This is a genomic window from Actinoallomurus sp. NPDC052274, assembly GCF_040679475.1.
GTDB lineage: Bacteria > Actinomycetota > Actinomycetes > Streptosporangiales > Streptosporangiaceae > Actinoallomurus > Actinoallomurus liliacearum.
This window is the reverse complement of the sequence record NZ_JBFAUT010000010.1, coordinates 159994-183694: the sequence shown is the minus strand read 5'-3', so window position 1 is coordinate 183694 and position 23701 is coordinate 159994. Positions and strand designations below refer to the sequence as shown.

Here is a 23701-nt window from a genome sequence, read left to right as displayed (position 1 = left end):
TCCACAGGGCCTACCCTCATCTGGGTGTACGTCGCCCACCTCGCGCTGCAGGACTTCCGGTCGTATGAGTCCGCGGAGATCGCCCTCGACCCGGGGATCAGCACCTTCCTCGGCCCGAACGGCCAGGGCAAGACGAACCTCGTCGAGGCGATCGGCTATGTCGCGCTGCACGGCAGCCATCGCGTGTCCACAGACGCGCCGCTGGTCAGGCACGGCGCGCCGCGCGCGATCGTACGGGCCGGGGTCGTCCGGGACGAGCGCAAGGCGCTGATCGAGCTGGAGATCAACCCGGGCCGGGCCAACCGCGCCCGGCTGAACCGGTCGCCCGTCCAGCGCCCCCGTGAGGTGCTGGGGATGCTGCGGACCGTGCTGTTCGCGCCCGAGGACCTGGTCCTGGTCAAGGGCGATCCCGGCGAGCGCCGCCGGTTCCTCGACGAGCTGCTGACCGTACGCGCCCCGCGGTTCGCGGGCGTGCGCTCGGACTACGACCGTGTCCTCAAGCAGCGCAACGCCCTGTTGAAATCCGCCGCCCAGCACCGCCGGGCGCCCGGTCCGGAGGTGCTGAGCACCCTCGACGTGTGGGACACCCACCTGGCGCGTACGGGCGCCGAACTGCTCGGCGCCCGTCTCGAGCTGGTCGCGGCGCTCGGCCCGCTGGTCGCCAAGGCGTACGCCGCGCTCGCCCCCGGCGGCGCGGCCGACCTGGAGTACCGCTCCTCCGTCGTGCTCCCCGGGAGGTCGGACGGGGCCGGTTGGTCGGGAGAAACAGGTTCGTCCGGGGAAGCAGGTCGGTCGGGGGAAGCGGAGTTGTCCACAGACCGTGCACAACTCGCCGAGGCCCTGTTGACGGGGATGGCGGAGTCGCGCAAGAGCGAGCTCGAGCGGGGGGTGAGCCTGGTCGGCCCGCACCGGGACGAGCTGGTGCTGGGGCTCGGCGACCTGCCGGCGCGCGGCTACGCCAGCCACGGCGAGTCCTGGTCGTTCGCGCTCGCGCTGCGCCTCGCGTCGTACGAGCTGCTGCGCGCCGACGGCGACGACCCGGTGCTGATCCTGGACGACGTCTTCGCCGAGCTCGACTCCGGGCGCCGTACCCGGCTGGCCGATCTGGTGGCCCAGGCCGAACAGGTGCTGATCACCGCGGCGGTCCCCGAGGACGTACCCGAACGGCTCAGCGGCGCGACGTACGAGGTCGCGAGTGGGGAGGTCACCCGTGTCCGATGACCAGCGGGATCCACAGCCTGTGGAAGAACCGAAGTCGGGAATCGAGCTGGCCCGGGAGGCCCTCGCGCAGGCCAAGGCCGACGCGAAGGCGCGCGGCGCCCAGCCCGGGCAGACGCGGAAGAAGCGTGCGGCGCGCGGCGGCCGGGAGGGCGGCCGGCGCGGCGGCGACCCGACCGCGTTCGGCCCCGCCATCCGGGAGCTCCTCACGGCCCGCGGCTGGCAGGAGCGGGCCGCGGTCGGCGGCGTGTTCGGGCGCTGGCCGCAGATCGTGGGGCCGGAGCTGGCCGAACACACCGAGCCGCAGACGTTCGAGGACGGGATCCTCGTCGTGGCCGCCGACTCCAACACCTGGGCGGCGCAGCTGCGCCTGCTGTCCGGGCCGCTGGTGAAGCGGCTCAACGAGGAGCTCGGGCACGGCACCGTTCAGCGGGTGAAGGTCATCGGCCCCTCCTCGGGGCCGCGCGGGACGGGCCGACTGAGGGTGACCGGCGGCCGCCGCCGTACCCCTTGAGAGGCTGTTGTCCACAGGCTGTGGGAGTGGCCTTGCGCGGCGGGCACTGATTCGTTTTCGTCGTCTGTACGCCTCGTGACCCCCCAGGACCGGTAGGGGGACCTCCGGGCGACTCTGTTCGTCGCTTGTGCGCGCTGAGAACGCCCTACATGGCCCAAGAACGGGTCCGGGACGGATAGAATGGAGGCCGGATACAGGACACGATCGCCGTTGCGGGCCGCCCGTGGATCGGGCGCCCTGCTTGTGTATACGGGGAGCTGCGCGGCGCGTGTCCTCCGGCAGGAGGATCTCCACTTGGCGTACGACGCTAGCTCGATCACTGTCCTAGAAGGCCTTGAGGCGGTTCGCAAGCGCCCGGGCATGTACATCGGTTCCACCGGGGAGCGCGGTCTCCACCACCTCGTCTACGAGATCGTGGACAACTCGGTCGACGAGGCGCTGGCGGGATACGCCGACACCATCGACGTGACGCTGCTGCCCGACGGCGGCGTCCGGGTCCAGGACAACGGCCGCGGCATCCCCGTCGGCGAGCACCCGGTGGAGAAGCGACCGGCCATCGAGCTGGTCCTCACCACGCTGCACGCGGGCGGCAAGTTCGACAGCAAGTCGTACGCCGTCTCCGGTGGCCTGCACGGTGTGGGGTCGGCCGTGGTGAACGCCCTGTCCACCCGGCTGGAGGCCGAGGTGCGCACCGACGGCCACGTGTGGCGGCAGTCCTACACCTGGCAGGGCGCCGAGGGCCCGCTGCGGAAGGGCGAGCCGACCGACGAGACCGGCACGACGATCACCTTCTGGCCGGACGGGTCGATCTTCGAGACGCTCGAGTGGAACTTCGAGACGCTCAGCCGGCGCATGCAGGAGATGGCGTTCCTCAACCGGGGCCTGTCCATCACCCTCCGCGACGAGCGGCCGGAGCACATCAACGGCGAGCCGCGGGTGGTCACGTACCACTACGACGGCGGCATCGAGGACTTCGTCCGCTACATCAACGCGAAGAAGGAGACCGTCCACCAGTCGGTCATCGCGTTCAGCGAGGAGACCGACGGCATGTCGGTCGAGGTCGCGATGCAGTGGAGCGGGGCGTACTCCGAGTCCGTGCACACCTTCGCCAACACGATCAACACGGCGGAGGGCGGCACGCACGAGGAGGGCTTCCGCGCCGCGCTGACGACCGTCGTCAACAAGTACGCGCGCGAGCAGAAGCTCCTGCGCGAGGGCAAGGACGACAACCTCGCCGGTGAGGACGTCCGTGAGGGCCTCACCGCGATCATCTCGATCAAGCTGGCCGACCCGCAGTTCGAGGGCCAGACCAAGACCAAGCTCGGCAACACCGAGGCCCGGTCCTTCGTGCAGCGCGCGATGTACGAGAACTTCCGCGACTGGCTGGACCGCAACCCCGGTGAGGCCAAGGAGGTCGTCAACAAGGCCACGCAGGCGGCCCGCGCCCGGATCGCCGCCCGGCAGGCGCGCGACCTGACGCGCCGCAAGAGCCTGCTGGAGTCGACCTCGCTGCCCGGAAAGCTGTCGGACTGCCAGTCGACCGACCCGGCCAAGTGCGAGATCTACGTCGTGGAGGGCGACTCGGCGGGCGGCTCGGCCAAGGGCGGCCGCGACGCCATGCACCAGGCGATCCTCCCGATCCGCGGCAAGATCCTCAACGTGGAGAAGGCCCGCATCGACCGGGTCCTGAAGAACAACGAGGTCCAGGCGATGATCACCGCCCTGGGCACCGGCATCCACGACGAGTTCGACATCGAGAAGCTGCGGTACCACAAGATCATCCTGATGGCCGACGCCGACGTCGACGGCCAGCACATCCGCACGCTGCTGCTGACCCTGCTGTTCCGCTTCATGAAGCCGCTGGTCGAGGCCGGCCACGTCTACCTCGCCCAGCCGCCGCTCTACAAGATCAAGTGGGATGCGCGGGGCAACGACTCCGACTACGCCTACTCCGACCGCGAGCGTGACGCGATCATCGAGGCGGGCATCGCGGGCGGCAAGCGCGACCCCCGCCCGCGCGACGGCGTGCAGCGGTTCAAGGGCCTCGGCGAGATGAACGCCAACGAGCTGTGGGACACCACGATGGACCCGGCAAACCGCGTTCTGCTCCAGGTCACGCTCGACGACGCCGCCCAGGCCGACGAGCTGTTCACCGTTCTCATGGGCGAGGACGTCGAGGCGCGGCGCTCGTTCATCCAGCGCAACGCCAAGGACGTGCGCTTCCTCGACATCTGACCGGCGCTCGGGCACCGGGCCGATCCCCGGTGCCGCCCGGCCACTGACTCAACAGCGGAAGAGGTTCTCAGGTGACGGACGTTACCTTGCCGCCGGAAGGCCCGGCCGACCGGATCGAACCGGTCGACATCCAGGTCGAGATGCAGCGCAGCTATCTCGACTACGCGATGTCGGTCATCGTCTCGCGGGCGCTGCCCGAGGTGCGCGACGGTCTCAAGCCCGTGCACCGGCGCGTGCTGTACGCGATGTACGACGGCGGGTACCGGCCCGACCGCGGCTACTTCAAGTGCGCCCGCGTCGTCGGTGACGTCATGGGTAACTACCACCCCCACGGCGACGCCTCGATCTACGACACCGTCGTACGCCTCGCGCAGCCGTGGGCGATGCGGTACCCCCTGGTCGACGGCAACGGCAACTTCGGCTCGCCGGGCAACGACCCGGCCGCGGCCATGCGGTACACCGAGTGCCGGATGGCGCCGCTGGCCATGGAGATGCTGCGGGACATCGAGAAGGAGACCGTCGACTTCTCGCCCAACTACGACGGGCGCTCCCAGGAGCCCGAGGTCCTGCCCAGCCGCTTCCCGAACCTGCTCGTCAACGGCTCGGCCGGCATCGCGGTCGGCATGGCCACCAACATCCCGCCGCACAACCTGCGCGAGGTCGCGGCCGGCGTCGAGTGGTACCTCGACAACTTCGAGGCCACCGACGAGGCGCTCCTCGACGCGCTGATCGAGCGGATCAAGGGCCCGGACTTCCCCACCCACGGCCTGATCGTCGGCCGCCGTGGCATCGAGGAGGCCTACCGTACGGGCCGCGGCCTCATCACGATGCGGGCGGTCGTCGAGGTCGAGGAGATCCAGGGCCGTACCTGCCTCGTCGTCACCGAGCTGCCGTACCAGGTCAACCCGGACAACCTCGCGCTGAAGATCGCCGAGCAGGTCAAGGAAGGCAAGATCAGCGGCGTCGCCGACGTACGGGACGAGACCTCCGGCCGCACCGGCCAGCGGCTCGTCATCGTCCTCAAGCGCGACGCGGTCGCCAAGGTCGTCCTCAACAACCTGTACAAGCACACCCAGCTGCAGGAGACGTTCGGCGCGAACATGCTCGCGCTGGTCGACGGCGTGCCCCGCACGCTCCGCCTCGACCAGTTCGTCCGCTACTGGGTCGACCACCAGGTCGACGTCGTCGTCCGGCGCACCCGCTTCCTGCTGCGCAAGGCCGAGGAGCGCGCCCACATCCTGCGCGGCCTCCTCAAGGCCCTCGACCGCATCGAAGAGGTCATCGCGCTGATCCGGCGCTCGCCGTCCGCGGCCGAGGCGCAGAACGGCCTGATGCAGCTCCTGGAGATCGACGAGATCCAGGCGCAGGCCATCCTCGACATGCAGCTGCGCAAGCTGGCCGCCCTGGAGCGCCAGCAGATCACCGATGAGTACGACAAGCTCATGGCGGAGATCGCGGACTACAACGACATCCTCGCCTCGCCCGAGCGGCAGCGCGGGATCGTCCGCGACGAGCTGCAGACCATCGTCGAGAAGTTCGGCGACGACCGCCGTACCCAGATCATCCCCTTCGAGGGCGATGTGTCGATGGAAGACCTCATCGCCGAAGAGGACGTCGTCGTCACCATCACCCGCGGCGGCTACGCCAAGCGCACCAAGACCGACCTGTACCGCGCGCAGAAGCGCGGGGGCAAGGGCGTCCGCGGCGCGCAGCTCAAGCAGGACGACATCGTCGACCACTTCTTCGTGACGACGACCCACCACTGGATCCTGTTCTTCACCAACAAGGGCCGTGTCTACCGCGCCAAGGCGTACGAACTGCCAGAGGCCGGCCGGGACGGCCGCGGCCAGCACGTCGCCAACCTGCTGGCGTTCCAGCCCGACGAGCGCATCGCCGAGGTCCTCGACCTGCGCGACTACGGCGTCGCGCCGTACCTCGTCCTCGCCACCAAGCAGGGCCGCGTCAAGAAGACCGACCTGTCGGCGTACGACTCGCCGCGGTCCGCCGGGCTCATCGCGATCAACCTCGAAGAGGGTGACGAGGTCATCGCCGCCCGTCTGGTCTCCCCCGAGGACGACCTGCTCATGGTGAGCAGCGGCGCGCAGGCCATCCGCTTCCCCGCCCGCGACGACGTTCTGCGCCCGATGGGCCGCGCCACCGCCGGCGTCATCGGCATGCGGTTCGACAACGGTCAGGAAGTTCTCGACATGCACGTCGTCCTCGAAGGCGAAGACGTGCTGGTCGCCACCGAGGGCGGGTACGCCAAGCGGACCCCCGCCGACCAATACCCCGTTCACGGTCGTGGGGGGAAGGGCGTACTGACCGCTAAGATCGTGGAGAATCGCGGCAGGCTGGTCGGTGCCCTCATGGTCAGGCCCGAGGATGAGGTGTACGCCATGACTGCCAGCGGTGGCGTAATCCGTACACGAGCGGCCGAGATCAAGCAGTCTGGGCGCTCCACGATGGGGGTACGCCTTATGAATCTCGCTGATGGGGACAGTGTGGTCGCCATCGCGAGGAACGTGGAGTCCATCGAGGACACCGAGGCTGAGCCGGACACAGAGTCCGGGGAGGGGAGCGACGCGTGAGACGCCTCGTGGCGCGTCATGACGTGAGTCGCCTCCCCGGGGAGGTTATATGACGGCCAACGCCGGAAAGGGCGCCGACGGGGAGTCCGGGCGTACCACCGGGAAGGGCGGCAAGAGCGGCCCGGGCAAGAAGACCAGCGCCGCGAACAGGCCGCCGACCGACGAGGTGACGGTGAAGAAGACCGACGACAAGGCCAACGAGGTGGAGCCGGCCGATCGGGCGGAGGAGACCGTCATCGACCTGGCCACCAATAAGGACGGCAGCGAGGACACCGTCCAGGACCTCAGGCTGCCGCCCAAGAAGCCGGACCCCACCGGAGACGCCGCCGGCAGCAAGGACCGGCTCGTCTCCCGGGGTTCCAAGAGCTCCCCGGGTGAGGGATCGACCACGGAAACGTCGAAGACGAGCGAGCCCGGCACCGCGTCGGGTAGGACGACGTCCATGGACATTCCCAAGACCAGTCCAGGGTTCGGCTCCACCGGCTCCGCGACCGGCCCCGGCCCGTCGTCGTACGGACCCGGCTCCTCCACCGCCCTGGAGCCCGCTCCGCGGCCGACGGACGCGACCCCACCCGCCGGCGGCAAGTCCGCCGGACGCAAGGCGCCGCGCAAGGCCCACCTGCAGGTCGCCCGGTTCGAGCCGTGGTCGGTGATGAAGTTCAGCTTCATCATGTCGCTGGTGTGCTTCCTGGTCCTGTTCGTCGCGGTCACCGTGCTCTACCTCATCCTGTCGGCGCTGGGCGTCTTCGACGCCCTCACCAACACGATCAAGGACCTGCAGGGCAAGACCAGCGGCGGCCTGAACCCCGCCAGCTGGTTCTCCGCGGCCCGGATCCTCGGCTACACCGCGCTGATCGGCACCCTCAACGTCCTCCTCATCACCGCTCTGGCGACCGTCTGGTCGGTCATCTACAACATGGCCGCCGACCTCGTCGGAGGCGTCGAGGTCACTCTCAAGGAGGCCGACCAGTAATCTGCGGTCCGCCGCCCCGGAGAACGGGATTCGATTTCCTGTTGGGGCCGACGATCGGGTATGTTTCTCGACGTCGCCCCGGTTGGTTCCACACGGGGGCGGCTGCATGGGCCTATAGCTCAGTCGGTTAGAGCGCATCCCTGATAAGGATGAGGCCGGTGGTTCAAGTCCACCTAGGCCCACGCGAGGCGGGTCACCATGGTCGGCGCTGGAGCGCCTTCCCGGTGGCCCGCGCTTTGTTTTTCGAGGGACGACCCCCCGAGCCCCCCGATGTGGGGGGCTCCGCCCCCCACGCCCCCTCGCGGGCTGGAGTTCGCGAAGGCCAACAGGTCGCCGAGGGGCGGCCTGCGGCTGAGGAGCCGTCGTGATCCAGACGTCCACCGAGACGATGCTCCTATCGGCCGGAGTGGGCGTCGCGGGTCTATGGGGCGTCGGGGTCGGAATCACCATGCTGACCGACTTCCGAGGCCTGGCGACTTGGTGGGCACGGCAACCCGATATATGGCGTCCGTCTCCCCGACGCGACGCGCCGATCACCCCACGGCGGTTGCTCCACACCAGAGTCACCGGCCTGTTCTTCTTGACCAGTGGTCTCCTGGCCGTGGTCTCCGCCATGGTCGTCGTCACTGACTCGATCGCCAGCAGGTGGGGCTGACGAGAGTGACAGCAGGGTCCACCGCCCAAGGCGTACCGAATGCTCGGCCACCGCGGTCCAGGAAAGGGTCAGAGCTGGCATATCAGCGCCTCGGGCGAGGCCTTACCCGAGCACCCGGTACGAGCTCAGGCGATCACTCCACGGAGAGAACGGACAATCTCCATGGATCGCAGCTCTCGCCGTGCCGCACGGTCACAGGTCGACCAGCAAGTGATTCACCGCGGACTGGTCGGTGCTGAGGTTCCTTCTCCGGCGGCCCCGCGGTACCCGAAAGGGGGAAATGCGACAGCCCTCTCCTGGAGGAGAGGGCTGTCAGTGGGACCGGGCTCCGCTCAAGGCGAAGCTCGGCGAGCGGTCAGCGGCCTCGCCGGGTGTTCCGCGCCTCGACGTCCATGCGGTAGTCACCGTCCTCGGCCGTCGTGAGCGTAGGGGTGCTCACTTGGACGTCCTTCGGGTCGCAGCCGAACTCGTTCGCGGCCACGCCACGCGCCTCATTGGCGATGCCGGACAGGTCCAGTTCCCGCGCGCTGTCGGTGGTGCACTCGACAGTCGTGGTCCCGGGGAAGTGCGCCCGTCCGCCCTTCTTGATCTCCGCCTTCATGGCAGTCTCCCGATTCTGGGGGTGTGGGCAGGCCACACCCGCCTGTCTGTGTTGTAGGGCTTTGCGATTACCGTCTGCGGAGATCGAGAGACGGCAACACCGCTCCCTGCGGGAATTCCCCCGGGCTCGCCGCCACCTCACCTCGCGGTCGCTTCGGGAGAGCTTGGCGCGTCCTGGAAAGAAGAACCGCCGAGACTCTCGTCTCGGCGGCTGGAGGGCCCGCAGCCCTCCTTGGGTCCAGCACCCGAAGGTGTGGACGGCGACGCCTCGCCGCGCCTACTGGAAGAACGCCATGAACGCGGCGTACTCCTGAGGCGTGGCGGGCCAGGCGTACGTTTCGGTGCCGTTGCCGGCGACGCTGTAGCCCATCCAGTAGGTCTCACCGTGCTTGAAGGCGAACCCCCGGCGCACGGCCCCCTTGATCAGGAAGAACTCCGCGCCCTTCGGGACCGACTTGTAGTATTCCCCGGTCGGGTTCTTCTCGACCGAGAGGTGCCCGATGCGGTGAGCCGTCGCGATCCGGCCGAGGAACTCCCCGGCCACGGCGGCGATCTTCTCCTGCTCCTCCCGGACGGAGAGGATCTCGCCGTCGTTGTGGTTGCGCCACATCTCCACCCAGCGGCGGGCGGCGGCGGCAGCGGCAATGGTGCGGAAGGTAACAGCAGCAGGCATGTGAACTCCCTGTTTGTCGTCGAGCTTCAGAGAGAACCGTGCCGCCATGGCCGCGTCGCGCAACCAGGAATCGCCCGACAGCGCGCTGAGGCCCTGATATGCTCTTTATCAACGTTCAGCCTTCCTGGTCCGGAATTCATCCGGCGGGGAGGCTTTTTTGATGTCTGAGGGCATCTTGCCCAGTGCCGGTGGACCCCTCGGTCACGGCCGGCCGAGTCCTGATCAGTGACTTCGGCCTGAAGCCTCGCCACTCTCGCCACTCTCGCCAAGGAGACTCGAATGCGTTTCGTCGCCGTCCCGATAAGGGGGCGTCGCTGAACATGACCGCACACGTCGGTGCGGCGGCCGCGGGGACCTGGAGGCTCGGTGACCTGACGGTCAATCGCATCGGCCTGGGCGCGATGCGCCTCACGGGGGACGCCGCCTTCGATCTCGGTGCGCCGCGCGACCGCGCGCGTTCGATCGGCGTGCTCCGGCGCGCGGTCGAACTGGGCGTGAATCACATCGACACGGCCGCGTTCTACTTCTCGTCGCTGCGGTCGGTCAACGAGCTGATCAATACGGCGCTGAGCCCGTATCCGGATGATCTGGTCATCGCCACGAAGGTCTGGCCGGGGCGGGACTCCTCCGGTGAGTGGTGGTGGGCCACACCCGCGCAGCTGCGCGGCCAGGTCGAGGAGAACCTCCGGCAGCTCGGTCGCGACCATCTCGACCTGGTGAACCTGCGCATCCCCCGGCGGCCGGTCGGCTCGATCGCCGAGCACTTCGGGGTGCTGGCCGCTCTCCGCGACGCCGGTCTGATCCGGCACCTGGGCGTCTCGAACGCCACCGCCGAGCACCTCGCCGAGGCTCGGTCCATCGCGCCCGTGGTCTGCGTTCAGAACGCCTACGGGGTCGGGGCGCCGCCCGAGGCCCAGGCGCTCCTGCGCACCTGCGGAGAGCAGGGCGTGGCGTTCGTGCCGTTCTTCACCATCGCGGGTGAAGGGCGCGAGGCCGGTGCCGTCACGACCGACAGCGCGCAGGTTCTCGCCGTCGCACGTGAACACGGCGCGACGCCGGCCCAGGTCCGGCTGGCCTGGGCGCTGCATCAGGGGCCGCACGTACTGGTCATTCCGGGTACCGGCGATCCGGACCATCTCGCCGAGAACGTTGCCGCGGGATCCCTGCGGCTGTCCGACGAGGAGGTGGCGTGCCTGTCGGGTCAGCTCAGGTAGTACCGGGCATACCAGCGACCCTGTGACGCCACGGAGAAGTCCGCGAAGTCACCGGCCGCCTCGCAGCTGAGCAGGTAGGCGAGCGCCGCCGAGGCGTCCTCGGAGGCGGCGGCCGCCAGGTGCTCCTTCGTCTCCTCCAGGCCGGCGCCGCAGAGCAGTTGCACATCGATCGAGAAGTGGGCGTCCCAGCTCGACTCCTTGGCCCGCCAGATGGTCGGTACGTCGCCCAGGTCGCCCGCGTTGAAGAGCTGCACACAGCTCAGCTTCATCAACTCGGTGTCACCGTCGCCCTGGCGCCGGCGTTCCATCGCCGTGCGGGTCTGCAGCAGTTCACGGATTCGTTCAAGATCTCCTGCGGATGGACGCAGACCGTACCGCCGCAGGCTCTCATCCTCGTCCACAGCGGGATTCTCGCATGGGCGGGGAGGCGGCCCGTCCGCGGCGAATGCTCGCCGGTTCACTGGAATTGGCCGGCTGTTTTCATTTCTTTCACATCGTTCACCGTGGCTACGGCGATCCGGTAAAGCGGCATGGGTCGAGTCCCGCGATAAACCCTTGTGCCGAACCGTGTTCTGGCGGCCGCCCTCCCGTACGGGGAGGCGGCCGCCAGAGATCACGAGCGCGACGGCACGTTCACCATCGGTACCAGCGGCGACGCGGGCCGCCGGAGGTCGCCGAGCCGCGGAACACGAAGCCCAGCAGCCACAGCACCAGCACGACGAGCGCGATCCACCACAGAACGTGGACGGCGAATCCGGCACCGCCGAGGATAAGAGCAAGGATGAGAACCGCGATCAAGAGGGGCACTTTTTTCTCCTTTCGGGCCTGGCGTCCTCTTCATGACCGACAGGAAAGCGGTTAAACATCCGCCGCGACGGCTCGTACGGCAAGCGCCGGAAAATAACGAATTGTGGATACGTGAACTCGCGGCGTGAACAGACGCAGGTGAGCCGTCGCGAGCCGACCCGTACCGGCGGACGCGCCGCGGCGCGGCGGCGAGGAGAACGTCAGAAGGCGAAGCCGCCCGGCCGTCCGTTGCGGTCGGCGATGAGACCGGCCAGCGTCGCGACGGCGATCTCCGCGGGCGTACGGGAGCCGATGTTCAGGCCGACCGGCCGATGCACCCGGGCGATCTCCTCGGCCGGCACGCCCAGCTCCGTCAGGAGCCGTACGTGCGGGCCGGGGTGGCGTGGATTGCCGAGCACGCCGATCCACCGGACGTCACGGGTCAGCAGGTCGCGCAGGACGAGCCCGAGGTCGGAGCGGTGGTGGTCGGTGACGACGACGTCCGCCGTACCGTCCAGGTCGGCGGGCGGGGCGGTCACCACCGCGGCGGAGTCGGGCGCCGCCGTCGCCGCGCGCTCGGCGTCCGGCTCCAGCAGGAGACATCGGTAACCGAGCTCGCCGCCGAACCGCAGCAGGCAGTCGGCCACCGGCGAGGCGAACACCGCGACGAGCGTACGGTCGCCCACGTCGCCGGGGGCCTCGCCGTGCGCGACGGCGCATGCCGGGTCGTGCTCGGGTCCGTCGGCCATGCCGCCAGTCTCGCACGGGTCCGGCGAGATTGACCTGAAGCATGGTTGAGGTTGCAGGGTGGAGCACCAGACGTGATCGAGCGAGGGAGAGTCCGTGCACGCCATCCGACAGCATGAGTTCGGCCCGCCGGAGAACCTGCGATACGAGGAGGTCCCGGACCCGCGGCCCGGCGCCGGACAGGTGGGCATCGCCGTACGGGCGTGCGGGGTGCACCTGGTCGACACGATGCTGCGCAGGGGGACGTACGAGGGGCCGTTCGCGCTGCCGGACCTGCCGATGACCCCCGGCCGTGAGGTGGCCGGGGTGGTCGACGGAATCGGCGACGGCGTCGACGAGAGCTGGCTCGGCCGGCGCGTGGTGGTCCATCTCGGCATGGCGAGCGGGGGCTACGCCGAACGCGCCGTCGCCAACGTTGCGGACCTGCACCCGCTCCCCGACGACCTGGAGTACGACGCCGCCGTGGCGATGGTCGGGACCGGCCGCATGACCATCGGCATCCTCGACGTCGCGCAGCCGACGGCGGAGGACGTGGTGCTCGTGACGGCGGCCGCGGGCGGGATCGGCACGATGCTCGTGCAGGCGGCGCGGAACCTCGGCGCCACGGTCGTCGGTCTGGCCGGCGGTGCCGCCAAGGTCGCCCGCGTACGAGAGTCCGGGGCCACCGTCGCGGTGGACTACACGGCGCCGGACTGGTCGGACCGGGTACGGGACGCGCTGGAGGGCCGCGGGATCACCCTGCTGCTGGACGGCGTCGGCGGACCGGCCGGACAGGCCGCCTTCGACCTGCTCGCCCCCGGGGGCCGACTGGTCGTCTTCGGCTGGTCCGGCGGTGAACCGATCCGGTTCGACTCCGCCGACCTGTTCAAGCGCAGCCTGTCGGCGTCCGTCGCCCTCGGCCCCGGGATCCTCCGCCGCCCGGGTGGTCTGCGCGGCCTCCAGGAGAGGGCGCTCGCCGAGGCGGCGGCGGGCCGCCTCGTCCCGGCCGTGCAGACGTTCGCGTTGAAGGACGCCGCGGCGGCGCATGCCGCGTTGGAGACACGCGCCACCGCCGGCAAGGTGGTCCTGGTGCCGTGACGGCCCGGAGGTAAGGCGGGATCCGCGGTGCTCAGCACTTCTTGAGCACCGCGCTGATGGCCTTCTTCTCGGCGGAGTCGACGGACAGGCCCCAGACGTACTTCACGCTGACGTAGGCGCGGATGTAGGTGCAGCGGAAGGCGCGGCGCGGCGGCAGCCAACGCGCGGGGTCCTTGCCGCCCTTCTGCTGGTTGACGGGATCGTCGGCGGTCCACAGCTCGGGATGCTTCAGGTCGTTGGCGAAGGCGCGGCGCTTGGCGGTGCTCCAGGACCTCGCGCCGGAACGCCAGGCCTCCGCCAGCGCCACGAGGTGCTCGATGTCGACCTTGTGGGGATTGGTGAGGTACTTCCCGTCGTACGGGCTGTACCAGCGGCCTTTCACGGGGTAGCAGTCGGAGCCGACGCGCACGTGCGCGCCGTCGCGCTTCAGGACGACCTCGCGGGTGTTGCACCCGTGGCCCTGGTCGATCCACTGGGGGAACTTCGCGCGGCTGTACCCGGAGAGCGTGCCTTCGCGGCGCACTTTCAGCCTGGCCAGTTCCTTCTTCGCCGTCGCCGTGGTGGGCGGCGACGGCGGCGCGGCGGAGGCGGGGGTAGCGAGGGCGACGGACAGCAGGGGGAGAGCGGGCAGGAGGGCGGTGACGGCGATCGCGCGTCTCACGGGCAATCTCCTCTCGGGGGGCTTCCCATGCGCGAGAGTCGCTCCCCCGAGCCACGCCGGAGCGATCACAGAGTGAACCGGGTATGGCGTTATGCGAGTCAAGTGGTAACAAGCGCCATTTACCGCACTTTGCCGGTGGTGTCATCACTCCGGGAAAGGTTCGGAGAGCCGGTGATCGACCCGCCGAGCCATCGGCCGGGGGTCGGCGGATTGGACTGCTCGAGGGCGCGGATCGGTGAAGGGATCACCGCTCCGGCGCACCGCCGCGACCCGGCGATCCCCGAGTTGTCCACAGGGTGTGTGGATAAGTGGGTGCGCCCGTGGCGGCGAAGTCGAGCTGCGGACCGCCGAAACGGCCGGTTATCCACAGGCGGTGGAGAACATCCTCAGGTCGACAGGGTGATCCCGGCCGTCGTCGATCCGGACGCCGTACGCGGAACCGGGCCGGAGTCGTACGCCAGATACGAAACCGCAGGTCAGCGCGGATCACCGACTGATCGGAACGGGAGGCCGCGCGGGGCCCCGCGGATCCGCGCCGTACGTCCCGCGCCGGGCGTCGTCCTTCACCGCCGCGCCGCCCCGGCTCATCCATGTCCACATGATGTCCACCGAGTGGTCCGGCCCCAGCTCACCCCGATTCTCGAGCGAACGAGACGCCGATACCTCCGCCGCAGGTGCGCCTCAACCGGGTATACGGGGATTGTGAGGCAATTGACCGCCTCGACGCTGAAGAACCATGGAATCCAGATGTTCCGCGACCCACGGGGGGAAGCGGCACGGGCTTGCCGGGGTGGTTGCTAGGCTGCGGTAACGCAGTGCTAGTCGAGGTTTGAAGGGGTTCCCATCGTGAAGAAGCTCATCGTTCTCGCGCTGGTCGCCCTCGGTGGTTTCGCGGTTTGGCGCCGGCTTCAGCAGGACCGGGCCGAGCTGGACCTGTGGACCGAGGCGACGTCGTCCGACAGCTGAGAGATGTCTTGACCGTGCCGGCGAGGGCATACGGGGGGTGGGCGTGGACGACGAGTCGCGGATCACGCTCGCCTGTCTTGACCTCGCCGGTACGACCGTCGCCGACGACGGAATGGCCGAGCGCGCCTTCACCGAGGCCCTGGTAACCCAGGGCATCGTCGCCGGCACCGATTCCTACCGCCGTGCCATGGCCCGGGTGCACGCCGCCCGCGGCAGGTCCAAAATCGACATCCTCCGCGACGTCTTCGCGGACGAGGACCGTGCCCAGGCCGCCAACCACGCGTTCGAGCAGGCGTACGACTCCATCATCGACCGGGTCGGCCTCTCCCCGATCCCCGGCGCGGAGGCGGCGATCGACGCACTCGCCGCGTCCGGAGTTCGCATCTGCCTGATGACCGGCTTCGGCAGCCGGACGCTGGGCCACATCATCGACACCCTCGGCTGGTGGAAACGCGCCGACCTGCTCCTGTGCCCCGCCGACGCGGGCGGCCGCGGCCGCCCGTACCCCGACATGATCCTCAAGGCGGCGCTCCACGTGCAGGTCGACGACGTCCGCCATATCGCCGTGTGCGGTGACACTGAGAGCGACATGCGCAGCGGCCATCGTTCGGGCGCCTCCATCGTCGCGGGCACCCTCACCGGCGCTCACGACCGCGCCCGCCTGGAAGCCGCCGGCGCGACCCACATCCTCAGCAGCATCACCGAACTCCCCATGATCGTCGAAGCCGTAGGATGCCCCGCCACCACGCCGCACGGCGATCAGGTGGCACCATGACGAGCGGGCAGCCCCCATCCCCCGGTAGGCTGTAGGGCGATCTCCAGGGGCCATAGCTCAGTTGGCAGAGCGCCTGCTTTGCAAGCAGGAAGTCCGGGGTTCGAATCCCCGTGGCTCCACCAGCCAAAACGCCCCCGTCCCGATCTTCGGACGGGGGCGTCGGGCCATTAGGCCACCGGGACAAGGGTTCCGGGGGAGCATCTTGTCCTCATCCACGGCCGTGGTCAGGATTGCCCGCAGCAGCCGATATGCCTTGGCCGCCGTCGAGATTGAGACACCGGCGCTCAAGAGGTTGCCCGCCAGGTCCGGACCATCTGAGGCGTCATCTTCCGGTGGCGCTCCCCGGAGGCCCCTGGTCTGCTTTCCTGGCGGATGGGACGACGACGGACGGGATGATCAGGCAGGGGAACCGTGCGGAGGTCCGCTAGGCGTTCACAGGTCGCGTTCGAGACGCGCTGCGACCTCTCGGTACCGGCTGACCGGCACCAAGTGCACGCCGTCGAAAGCGCCGCTGTCGCGAATGGCCAAGACCTGCGCGCATGCCGCGTCCACCCCGGCATCTCGGTCTCGCGCAACATTGTCGACCAACTGGTCGGGGATATCGATGTCGGGGATGGCGGCCGCCAGGTTACGGGCCATGCCTGCGCTGGCCAGCACCATTACCCCGGCATAGACAGGAACATCCAGACTGACGCTCTCGCGCCAGCGCAGCAGAGCATCGACCGAGTAGCTGACCTGGACGAACACAAAGTCCGCAGCGCTCTTCCACGCGGGAACCGGGCGCAGACCAGACGTGACGCCGACCCGGAAGGGCTGACAGCCGGCGAACGTTGGATCCTCGGACGCGCCACGTGTTTCTTCGATCATGGCCCGCACCGTCAGCTCGCTGGTGCGCCCGCCCGCGGTGGGCTTGTCGCCATAGACGAACAAGAACCGATCCACCCCATATGCGGCGGCCGTCAGCAAGTCCCTGCGAAACCCCAGCAGGTTGCGATCCCGGGAGTTCAGACATGCGATGCCACGAGCCCCCATCGTTTGAACCTCGTGGGCGACCGCCACGCTCGACACCGTCGCCCGCCCAATGTGGTTGTCAGGAATCAAGAACGTGTCCGCTACCGGGCTCAACACACCAATCTGGTGACGCACCCGCGTCAAGTCCGGACGGGCAGGCGGTTCGATCTCACAGACCAGCTCGAAACGACGATCAGGCATGCCGTCACCCTACCGACGACGCTCCAGGCGGCAGCCGGTTTGACGTGCCCGCTGCGCGCCCGTTCGAGCGGGCGATCGCAAGCTGCTTCAAGAGCCGTTTCGCGGTGTGCCGCGAAGCCTGCGACCAGCGCTGGTCGCAAGCGATCTTGTGCAACTGGTCTGCGAAGCGCTCGACCTCCGCTACACGATGTACATCACCGCGTCGGCCATGCCGCAGCTCCCTCAGGGCTGAGGCCAATCACGGCTGGCATATCCCACTCGACGGTGGGAGGTGCCAGCCGTTTGCCATGGTGGATCAGGTTGGGCAGTACCGGGACCGCAGTGAGAGCAAGTGCCGGGGTCGTCAGCCGCCCGCGAAGCTCAGGCCCACAAAAAGATGACTACGAGCATGACGGCCGAAAATGCGGCCAGGCAACCCCCAGACCGCCGTGCCTGGCCATAACCCATCCCACGCCTTACGGCATAGTGATCGGCCAACCCGCGAGGCCGATCCAGGGCGACGAGGAGACCGTAGACCAACGGCACAAGCCAGATCAGGCCGAGAAGGTTGCTCCCGGGATGCACGTGTCTCCAGTGGTCGTACACGCCCCAGCCCCCGTCTCCGCACCAATGGCTCGATCCGCCTTAGATCCGCCGACGTGGGCCGAGGTTCCCTCCGCTTTCAGGCACGGCGTGGTCGACGGTGGTGCCGATGGCCTCCACGCTGGGACGGGCGCTGGGCATAGCCTCTGGCCATGCCGAGCCTCGAGATCACACCAATAGGTACGGTCCGGAATGACCGGACGGATATCCAGCACACGGACAACTGGGGCGCCGTCCGCAGCACGATCACCATCGACGAGCGCTTCGGCGAGGCGTGCCTCCAGAGTCTGGAGGGCTTCTCCCACGTGGAGGTCCTCTTCGTCTTCGACCAGTTCCCGGAGCGCGAGGATTACCGCGAACCCCGCCCCTACCGCGGCCGCTCCGACCTCCCGCCCGTTGGCGTATTCGCCGGCCGCGGCCCCGGAAGACCGAACCGCATCGGTGTGACGTGCTGCGCCATCGAATCCGTCCACGGCCGCGAACTGACGGTGGTGGGCCTCGACGCGGTCTCGGCCAGCCGGTGAACGTCAAGCAGCCGGAATGGGTCAGCCGCCTGATGTCGGAGTACTTCCAGCCGTAAGCGGGGTCTGGGGGCGAAGCTCAACGCTCGGTGAAGCCGGCCCCGGCGCAGGCCTTATCGGGAGAAGTCGCCTTGCGGAGCGGCCTGTCGCCGAGCCTTTGGCGCGGCCTCGGCATCAATCGTGGCTGATCAGACTCCAAGGCCTCGCAGGAAGCCCGTGCCGGCGGATCGGACCGGATCCGGTCTTTCCCGGGATACGCCGTGGCCGGCCGCCCGCCGGCCCGGCTCCTGCGGCTTATGGTTGGCCCATCGGACTCCGGAGGTGTGAGCATGCCGCGCATGGAAACCCCGTCCGCGCGCTGATGCGACTCGACGACCGACTCCTGGGTGCCCGGCTCTACTACCGACCGCTGCCGCCGCTCCGCATGGACATCGCCCGTACGGTCGCCGCTGCCACCCTCGTGTCGCTCTTCGCCGCCCTCACCGGGAACCTGTTCTTCCTCGTTCTCCCGATTCCCGCCATCGCCGCAGTCTGGTACCGGCGAGCCCGTCACGATCGCCGATCCGGCTGACCGAGAAGCGCCTCCGGTGGGGGCACAGGCTCCAGGATCCCCGGGCCGGCCAGAGCGGCACCGTCGGGTGCCGACACCGCCGGCGGCGTACGGCCGCGCCGTGCTATCGGCCGGTCACCACGGGGCGGTCCGAGGGAATTCCCCACTCGCTCCAGGACCCGTCGTACACGGCCAGCTCCCGGTACCCGGCGAGCCTGGCCGCGAGTGCCAGGACGCAGGCGGTGACCCCCGAACCGCAGCTGAAGATCAGCTTTTCGCGGTCCTCAACGAGACCCGCGAAGATGCCTTCCAGCTCAGCGACGGGCAGCATCAGTCCCTCCCGCTGAACCTCGCCGAACGGCAGGTTGACCGCTCCCGGCATATGGCCGCCGCGCAATCCCGGGCGGGGCTCGGGGGCCGTACCGGAGAACCGGTCCCGAGAACGGGCGTCGAGGACCGTTGAGGATGGATCGATCAGGGCGGCCGTCACCTCGTCGCCGCCGACGATCCACCCCGGTCGCGGGCGGGCTGTGAAGCTCCCAGGGCGCGGTGCGGGTGCGGGCCGCCCGCTTTCCACTGGCAGCCCGGCTGCTTCCCAGGCGGGCAGGCCACCGTCGAGTACGGCGACCCGGTCGAAGCCCATCGCCTGGAGCATCCACCATGCTCGGGCGCTGGAGTAGATCCCTGCCGTGTCGTAGACGACCACCGTGCTGTCGTCATCCAGTCCGAGGGAGCGCATCTCGTCGGTGAACCGATCTGCCCCGGGCATCGCATGGGGCAGCGGATCGGAGTGGTCGGACAGTGCCCCGTCGATGTCGAAGGGCCGTGTACCCGGGATCCGCCGAGGGGCGCCGCGGTGCACTCCCACCGACGCATCAAGCACGACCAGGCCGGACGTACCCAACCGGCGCGCAAGCCAGTCGGCGGTAACGAGCGGGCCGAATGGTTCAGGGGCAGTTCCTGTCAACGCCTCGTCGGCTCGTTCCACGCAACGCCCTCCTCAGGACCCGCCAACCGGGGCCGCATCCTAGTACTACATAGCTAGATCTGGATGACCTGGAGGCGCAGTCGTCGCTTGACGTGGTGCCTGCGTGCTTCGGCTTGATGGGCGCGCCGGACGATTGACCAGTAGAGCCCCTGGTCAACCATGTGATCGTCGTTGTCGATCAGGTTGAACAGGCGGCGGACCTCGCCGATGGATAAGGCGATCAGCCGGCGGATCGGGTGCGGAGGCGCCTCGTCGGTGTCGCATGAGGATTCGTGCTGATTCGCCGGGTGTGCGACGTCAGGTGCTGGCGGTCGTCCACAGGTCGTGGATCCCCTTTTTACCGGCAGAACGCCCGCATGCTCTGCCAAGTGAACGGCGAGGCGTCGCACCGTGTGCAATCCGGAATACCCCCACAGGTCGAACCACACGACATCCTCTTCGGCCAGCGCGCCGTGGCGCCGTCCCGGCGATGTCCTACGGGCGTGGCGTCCGGTCACCCTCCAAGTCCCTGAAGGAAGTCCGCGATGGCGGCTCGGACCGCATCCGGTCTCTCCAGGTGCACGTCGTGACCGGCCCCCGGCACCGTGACCACGGTCGTGTCCGGCCGGTCACGCGCGATCTCGCGCGCGGCGTCGGCGGAGAAGAAGCCGGACTCGGCGCGCACGACGAGGGTCGGACAGGACACCCGCCTCCACTCCGGCCAGAACGAACGCTGAGACAGCTCCACCACGGACCGGACCATGAGCTCCGGTTCGAAGCGCGGCCACCATCCGCCCTGCCGTTCCTCCAGTCCGGCCGCCCATCCCGAGCCCACCGGGCCGCCGCCGAAGAACTCGATCGCCGCATTCTGCGAGCCGAATGGCACGGGCCATGACGCGAGCCAATCCTTGATGGCGCTCGGGAGGTCGGCGTCGGGGTTCCCGGAGCCTGCCTCGACCAGCACCAACGCCTGGACCAGGTCGGGACGGGTGGCCGCCGCGAGCATGGCCGTGTGACCGCCCAGAGACTGCCCTATCAGGACGGGCTCTCCCAATTCCAACTCGTCGATGATGGTGACGACGTCGGCGACGTAGGCCGCTCGGGACACATCGGCCGGATGCCGCTCACTCGCGCCATGCGCACGCTGATCGAAAGCCACGACGCGGTGTCGCTCCCGCATCCACCCGGCGGTCGTATCCCACTCTCCGGAGTGACCGGCCAGCCCATGGATCAACACGACCGGCGACCCGGACCCGCCGTAATCGCGGACCGCCAGGCGGACCCCGTCCCTGACCACGATGCGTTCCACCCAGTCCACCATGGGCCCTCCGTTGCGAATCGGCATCTGACCCCTCATCGGGGAACGATCGCCGGCCGGCCTCAACCAGGACCGCTTCGCCCGCGCCGCGATCGCGTACGGCCGTCGTTGTCAAACGGGTTCTGAGGCGGCCTCCCCAGGTTGGAGTGCGGCGGCGTCCGGCTTGGTCGGCCCGGCGGGGACCAGCAGGAAGACCTTCGGGCTGAGGCGTTCCATGTCGCCGCCTCGTGCGCAGATGAGGCCGGCGGCGAAGTCGACGAGTTGTCTGGCCTCGTCGTCCGTCATCGCCGTGAGGTCCATGACGACCGGAACACCCTTACGGAAGTAGTGCCCCACGTAGAGCACCTCGTTGTAGTCGCGTGGCCGCAGCCTCTTCACGATGCCCGTCGTGGTGCCCGGCTCGGCAGGTGTCGAGGGAATCAGGAGGAAGACCTTGGGACCGAGGCGTTCCATGTCGCCGCCGCGCCCGCAGATGAGGCCCGCGGAGAAGTCGACGAGTTGTCTGGCCTCGTCGTCCGTCATCGCCGTGAGGTCCATCACGACCAGAACGCCCTTACGGAAGTAGTGCCCCACATACCGGACGTCGTTGTAGTCACGAGGCCGCACTGTCTCGACTATCACGGCCCCAGTCTTCCGCAGCCACCAGGAACATCAAGGCTCCTGGGCGTACGCCTGCGGTCGTGGCGGCCGCAGTACGCGACACCGGCCGCTGATGCTGACCTGACGTGACCGGGTTGTGTTGGTATAACGCAGAGTAGCCAATGAGGCGGCCTCGGCTCTGCAGGATCTCGTCAGCGCTTGACGGTGCCCGGATCCACGCGTACGGAAAGTGCCCCGTACGCGCGCGGTCCGCGCGTGCGGGGCACCGCTCCGGCAGGGCCGCTCAGCGACCGGTGGTCGCGATCAGCGGCTCGTGGCCTTGCCCTTGGTCCAGGTGGATTCGAGGTCTCCACCGTTCCGCGTCGTCGTCTCCTTGCGGACGGTGTTCTGCGCGGAAGTGGACGTGCCTCCCGCGAGTCGGACCGCGATCTTGTCCTCGATGTCCTTCGGGGCACCGCCCTGGTAGCCGTTGAAAATGATCGAGAAGATCAGTGGCTGCCCGGTGTCGTCCTTCACGTAGCCGCTCAGCGCGGTCACGCCGGTGAGCGTGCCGGACTTCGCGTGGACGTTCCCGGCCGCGGGGGTTCCCTTCATCCGCGAGGCCAGGGTGCCGCCGACGAACTGGTCCGGCTGGCCGGCGATGGGCAGCGCGTTGTACCAGGTCGAGAACCAGGGCTTCGCCTGTACGGCCTTGAGGATGACACTCACCTGCCGGGGTGTCGTCTGGTTCGTACGCGAGAGCCCCGAGCCGTCGGTCTGCTTCACCTTGGTGGTGTCGACGCCGAGCGTCTTCAGGTACCGGGCGGTCGCGGCGATTCCCGCCGCGCGGGTGCCCTTGCCGGCGACCTTGTGGCCGATCGCCTTGGTCAGGATCTCGGCGATCTGGTTGTTGCTGAGCTTGAGGAAGGGCGTCGCAAGCTGGGACAGCGGTATCGACCGCCGGGTGGTGACCATCGTGGCGATCTTGGGGTCGCGGCCCGCTTGGTCGCCCCCACGACGGTGACTCCATGGGCCTTGAGCGCGCTGCGGAAGACGTCGGCCGCGTACTGCGTCGGGTTCGGCGCGGTCGAGAGATGGTCCTCCTTCCCGCCGTCCGCCGGGTAGGAGCCGGTGACGACGATCGTGTCGGTGCCGCCCGTACGGTCGACCGACACGGTCGAGCCCGTTCCCGCCTTTCCCGTCGTCGCCCGATTATCGATCTTCACGACGCTCGTCGGAGGATTCAGCGCGACGTTGACGGGCCGCCCCTCCTGGCCGGGGGTGATGGTCACGCCGATCGATCCGGCGTCGAACACGTCGTCCGGCGAGACGTTCAGCGCCGAGATCCCGGCCGCGTAGGAGTAGGGCAGGTCCGACGAGTCCCAGCCCGGCGGGGTGTACTGCCGGTCGAACCAGGTGTCGTCGGCGACCAGGCTGCCCTTGATCTTCTTGATGCCCTTGGCCGCGACCGCGGCGGCGATCTTGTCGTAGTCGGCCGCGCGCAGGGTCGGGTCGCCGGTGCCCTTCAGGTACAGGTTCCCGCCGCGCGTGTAGACGCTCGTACGGAACCGGTAGCCGGCACCGAGGATGCCGAATGCCGCGGTGGACGTCTCGATCTTGTTGTTCGAGCCCGGGATCTTCTGCGCGTCGGAGTCACGGTCGTAGAGGATCGCGCCGGTCTTGGCGTTGCGGACGATGACGCCGATGCTCGCGCCCTTGAGGCGGCTGTCCGTGAGGATGTTGTCGATGTCGGCCTTGAGGTCGCCACTGGTGGCCGCCGTCGGCGTCACCGTGTTCGTATCCGTCTGGGCGAGGGCCACGGCCGCCGTCGCGACGACCGCGCCGCCCGCCATTACGGCGATCGTCCCTTTCAAAGATCGACTCATGACAACCGATGGTAACGATCAAGACACGCCGCCTACGCAAGACTTGCGGTATTCGCCCGATATCCGCCCACCGAATTCGGGGGCGACCATGCGTTGAAAACGGGGTAAATCCCCGCTGACCTTGGAGAATTCACCGCTCGCATAGCGCGGCTCATGGGGTTCTCACAGGCATCCTGACAGCCGGCACCGACACTTCCGGACCCACCCATCAGGGGGCCGGAAAATGTCGGCGGGGTCGGCCATGCTCTCTCGCGGGTTCCCCGAGAAGAGAGGCTTCCCCATGTCGATCCCTGTCTCCGGCCGGCGCGCAGGCGCGTGTACGGGACGGTCCGTGAACTCATCGGTCCCGTTCTGGGGCGGGTCACCGGCCGCTGACCGGCCGTGCCGGGCGCGTGTCGAAGGGC

23 protein-coding genes, 2 tRNA genes and 1 pseudogene are annotated in these 23701 nt (G+C 68.8%); 14 read left to right on the top strand and 12 right to left on the bottom strand.

Annotated elements, in window-relative coordinates:
- Positions 1 to 24 precede the first annotated feature (24 nt).
- From recF to AB0K82_RS12190, 7 genes are all read left to right on the top strand, one after another.
- A complete protein-coding gene (gene recF / locus AB0K82_RS12220; protein WP_364395717.1) occupies positions 25 to 1221 on the top strand; it encodes a DNA replication/repair protein RecF in 1197 nt (398 codons plus the stop codon).
- Positions 1211 to 1732 (top strand): DciA family protein, encoded by a 522-nt coding sequence (locus tag AB0K82_RS12215; RefSeq protein ID WP_364395715.1) that lies wholly within the window; start codon positions 1211 to 1213, stop codon positions 1730 to 1732. The genes recF and AB0K82_RS12215 overlap by 11 nt, the downstream gene beginning before the upstream one ends.
- A 294-nt stretch (positions 1733 to 2026) precedes the next feature.
- Entirely contained in the window at positions 2027 to 3967 is a 1941-nt protein-coding gene (gene gyrB, locus AB0K82_RS12210) for a DNA topoisomerase (ATP-hydrolyzing) subunit B (RefSeq protein WP_364395713.1), read from the top strand.
- Positions 3968 to 4038: 71 nt separating this feature from the next.
- Positions 4039 to 6555, top strand: coding sequence for a DNA gyrase subunit A (gyrA, locus tag AB0K82_RS12205; RefSeq protein ID WP_364395711.1), 2517 nt, complete (start codon positions 4039 to 4041; stop codon positions 6553 to 6555).
- A gap of 49 nt (positions 6556 to 6604) precedes the next feature.
- Positions 6605 to 7528, top strand: coding sequence for a DUF3566 domain-containing protein (locus AB0K82_RS12200; RefSeq protein WP_364395709.1), 924 nt, complete (start codon positions 6605 to 6607; stop codon positions 7526 to 7528).
- Positions 7529 to 7636: 108 nt separating this feature from the next.
- Positions 7637 to 7710, top strand: a tRNA-Ile gene (locus AB0K82_RS12195).
- A 182-nt stretch (positions 7711 to 7892) separates the two neighbouring features.
- A complete protein-coding gene (locus AB0K82_RS12190; protein ID WP_364395707.1) occupies positions 7893 to 8183 on the top strand; it encodes a hypothetical protein in 291 nt (96 codons plus the stop codon).
- A 355-nt stretch (positions 8184 to 8538) separates the two neighbouring features.
- Here AB0K82_RS12190 and AB0K82_RS12185 read toward each other — a convergent pair whose 3' ends face one another.
- Both AB0K82_RS12185 and AB0K82_RS12180 read right to left on the bottom strand, forming a co-directional pair.
- On the bottom strand, positions 8539 to 8784 hold the full coding sequence (locus tag AB0K82_RS12185) for a hypothetical protein (RefSeq protein ID WP_364395705.1): 246 nt from the start codon (positions 8782 to 8784) through the stop codon (positions 8539 to 8541).
- A 276-nt stretch (positions 8785 to 9060) separates the two neighbouring features.
- On the bottom strand, positions 9061 to 9456 hold the full coding sequence (locus tag AB0K82_RS12180; protein WP_364395703.1) for a hypothetical protein: 396 nt from the start codon (positions 9454 to 9456) through the stop codon (positions 9061 to 9063).
- 320 nt (positions 9457 to 9776) lie between these two features.
- Here AB0K82_RS12180 and AB0K82_RS12175 point away from each other — a divergent pair, with 320 nt between their 5' ends.
- The gene (locus tag AB0K82_RS12175) at positions 9777 to 10670 is read left to right on the top strand and encodes an aldo/keto reductase (protein WP_364395701.1); all 894 of its coding nucleotides are present in this window, start codon (positions 9777 to 9779) and stop codon (positions 10668 to 10670) included.
- Here AB0K82_RS12175 and AB0K82_RS12170 read toward each other — a convergent pair.
- The 3 genes from AB0K82_RS12170 to AB0K82_RS12160 all read right to left on the bottom strand — a co-directional run bounded on the left by AB0K82_RS12170 (position 10658) and on the right by AB0K82_RS12160 (position 12205).
- Positions 10658 to 11071 carry a hypothetical protein gene (locus tag AB0K82_RS12170; RefSeq protein ID WP_364395699.1) on the bottom strand — a complete coding sequence of 138 codons (414 nt, stop codon included), beginning with the start codon at positions 11069 to 11071 and terminating at the stop codon, positions 10658 to 10660. The genes AB0K82_RS12175 and AB0K82_RS12170 overlap by 13 nt on opposite strands.
- Positions 11072 to 11303: 232 nt before the next feature.
- A complete protein-coding gene (locus tag AB0K82_RS12165) occupies positions 11304 to 11477 on the bottom strand; it encodes a hydrophobic protein (RefSeq protein WP_345366331.1) in 174 nt (57 codons plus the stop codon).
- A gap of 200 nt (positions 11478 to 11677) precedes the next feature.
- A complete protein-coding gene (locus AB0K82_RS12160; protein WP_364395697.1) occupies positions 11678 to 12205 on the bottom strand; it encodes an XdhC family protein in 528 nt (175 codons plus the stop codon).
- A 94-nt stretch (positions 12206 to 12299) separates the two neighbouring features.
- Here AB0K82_RS12160 and AB0K82_RS12155 point away from each other — a divergent pair, with 94 nt between their 5' ends.
- Positions 12300 to 13280 (top strand): zinc-binding dehydrogenase, encoded by a 981-nt coding sequence (locus tag AB0K82_RS12155; protein WP_364395695.1) that lies wholly within the window; start codon positions 12300 to 12302, stop codon positions 13278 to 13280.
- 31 nt (positions 13281 to 13311) lie between these two features.
- Here AB0K82_RS12155 and AB0K82_RS12150 read toward each other — a convergent pair whose 3' ends face one another.
- Positions 13312 to 13941: an HNH endonuclease family protein gene (locus AB0K82_RS12150; protein WP_364395693.1), complete on the bottom strand. Its 630-nt coding sequence runs from the start codon at positions 13939 to 13941 to the stop codon at positions 13312 to 13314.
- An 846-nt stretch (positions 13942 to 14787) separates the two neighbouring features.
- Between AB0K82_RS12150 and AB0K82_RS12145 the strand changes: the two genes are divergently transcribed.
- From AB0K82_RS12145 to AB0K82_RS12135, 3 genes are all read left to right on the top strand, one after another.
- Positions 14788 to 14907 (top strand): DLW-39 family protein, encoded by a 120-nt coding sequence (locus tag AB0K82_RS12145; RefSeq protein ID WP_252785262.1) that lies wholly within the window; start codon positions 14788 to 14790, stop codon positions 14905 to 14907.
- A gap of 43 nt (positions 14908 to 14950) precedes the next feature.
- Positions 14951 to 15682 (top strand): HAD family hydrolase, encoded by a 732-nt coding sequence (locus AB0K82_RS12140; RefSeq protein WP_364395691.1) that lies wholly within the window; start codon positions 14951 to 14953, stop codon positions 15680 to 15682.
- A 46-nt stretch (positions 15683 to 15728) separates the two neighbouring features.
- Positions 15729 to 15804, top strand: a tRNA-Ala gene (locus AB0K82_RS12135).
- A gap of 310 nt (positions 15805 to 16114) precedes the next feature.
- Here AB0K82_RS12135 and AB0K82_RS12130 read toward each other — a convergent pair.
- The gene (locus tag AB0K82_RS12130; protein WP_364395689.1) at positions 16115 to 16894 is read right to left on the bottom strand and encodes a methylenetetrahydrofolate reductase; all 780 of its coding nucleotides are present in this window, start codon (positions 16892 to 16894) and stop codon (positions 16115 to 16117) included.
- Between the two features lie 734 nt (positions 16895 to 17628).
- Between AB0K82_RS12130 and AB0K82_RS12125 the strand changes: the two genes are divergently transcribed.
- Together AB0K82_RS12125 and AB0K82_RS12120 are read left to right on the top strand one after the other, a co-directional pair.
- Complete coding sequence (locus AB0K82_RS12125; protein WP_364395687.1) at positions 17629 to 18000, top strand: SAM-dependent methyltransferase; 372 nt, start codon at positions 17629 to 17631, stop codon at positions 17998 to 18000.
- Positions 18001 to 18358: 358 nt separating this feature from the next.
- Positions 18359 to 18568, top strand: coding sequence for a hypothetical protein (locus tag AB0K82_RS12120; RefSeq protein ID WP_364395685.1), 210 nt, complete (start codon positions 18359 to 18361; stop codon positions 18566 to 18568).
- Between the two features lie 103 nt (positions 18569 to 18671).
- Here AB0K82_RS12120 and AB0K82_RS12115 read toward each other — a convergent pair whose 3' ends face one another.
- From AB0K82_RS12115 to dacB, 5 genes and pseudogenes are all read right to left on the bottom strand, one after another.
- Positions 18672 to 19535, bottom strand: coding sequence for a sulfurtransferase (locus AB0K82_RS12115; RefSeq protein ID WP_364395683.1), 864 nt, complete (start codon positions 19533 to 19535; stop codon positions 18672 to 18674).
- A 53-nt stretch (positions 19536 to 19588) separates the two neighbouring features.
- Positions 19589 to 19963 carry a hypothetical protein gene (locus AB0K82_RS12110; protein WP_364395681.1) on the bottom strand — a complete coding sequence of 125 codons (375 nt, stop codon included), beginning with the start codon at positions 19961 to 19963 and terminating at the stop codon, positions 19589 to 19591.
- A 65-nt stretch (positions 19964 to 20028) separates the two neighbouring features.
- Positions 20029 to 20835 carry an alpha/beta hydrolase gene (locus AB0K82_RS12105; protein ID WP_364395679.1) on the bottom strand — a complete coding sequence of 269 codons (807 nt, stop codon included), beginning with the start codon at positions 20833 to 20835 and terminating at the stop codon, positions 20029 to 20031.
- A 108-nt stretch (positions 20836 to 20943) separates the two neighbouring features.
- Positions 20944 to 21438 carry a cell division protein SepF gene (locus tag AB0K82_RS12100; protein ID WP_364395677.1) on the bottom strand — a complete coding sequence of 165 codons (495 nt, stop codon included), beginning with the start codon at positions 21436 to 21438 and terminating at the stop codon, positions 20944 to 20946.
- A 297-nt stretch (positions 21439 to 21735) separates the two neighbouring features.
- Positions 21736 to 23264: pseudogene (gene dacB / locus AB0K82_RS12095) on the bottom strand (D-alanyl-D-alanine carboxypeptidase/D-alanyl-D-alanine-endopeptidase).
- Between the last annotated feature and the right edge of the window lie 437 nt (positions 23265 to 23701).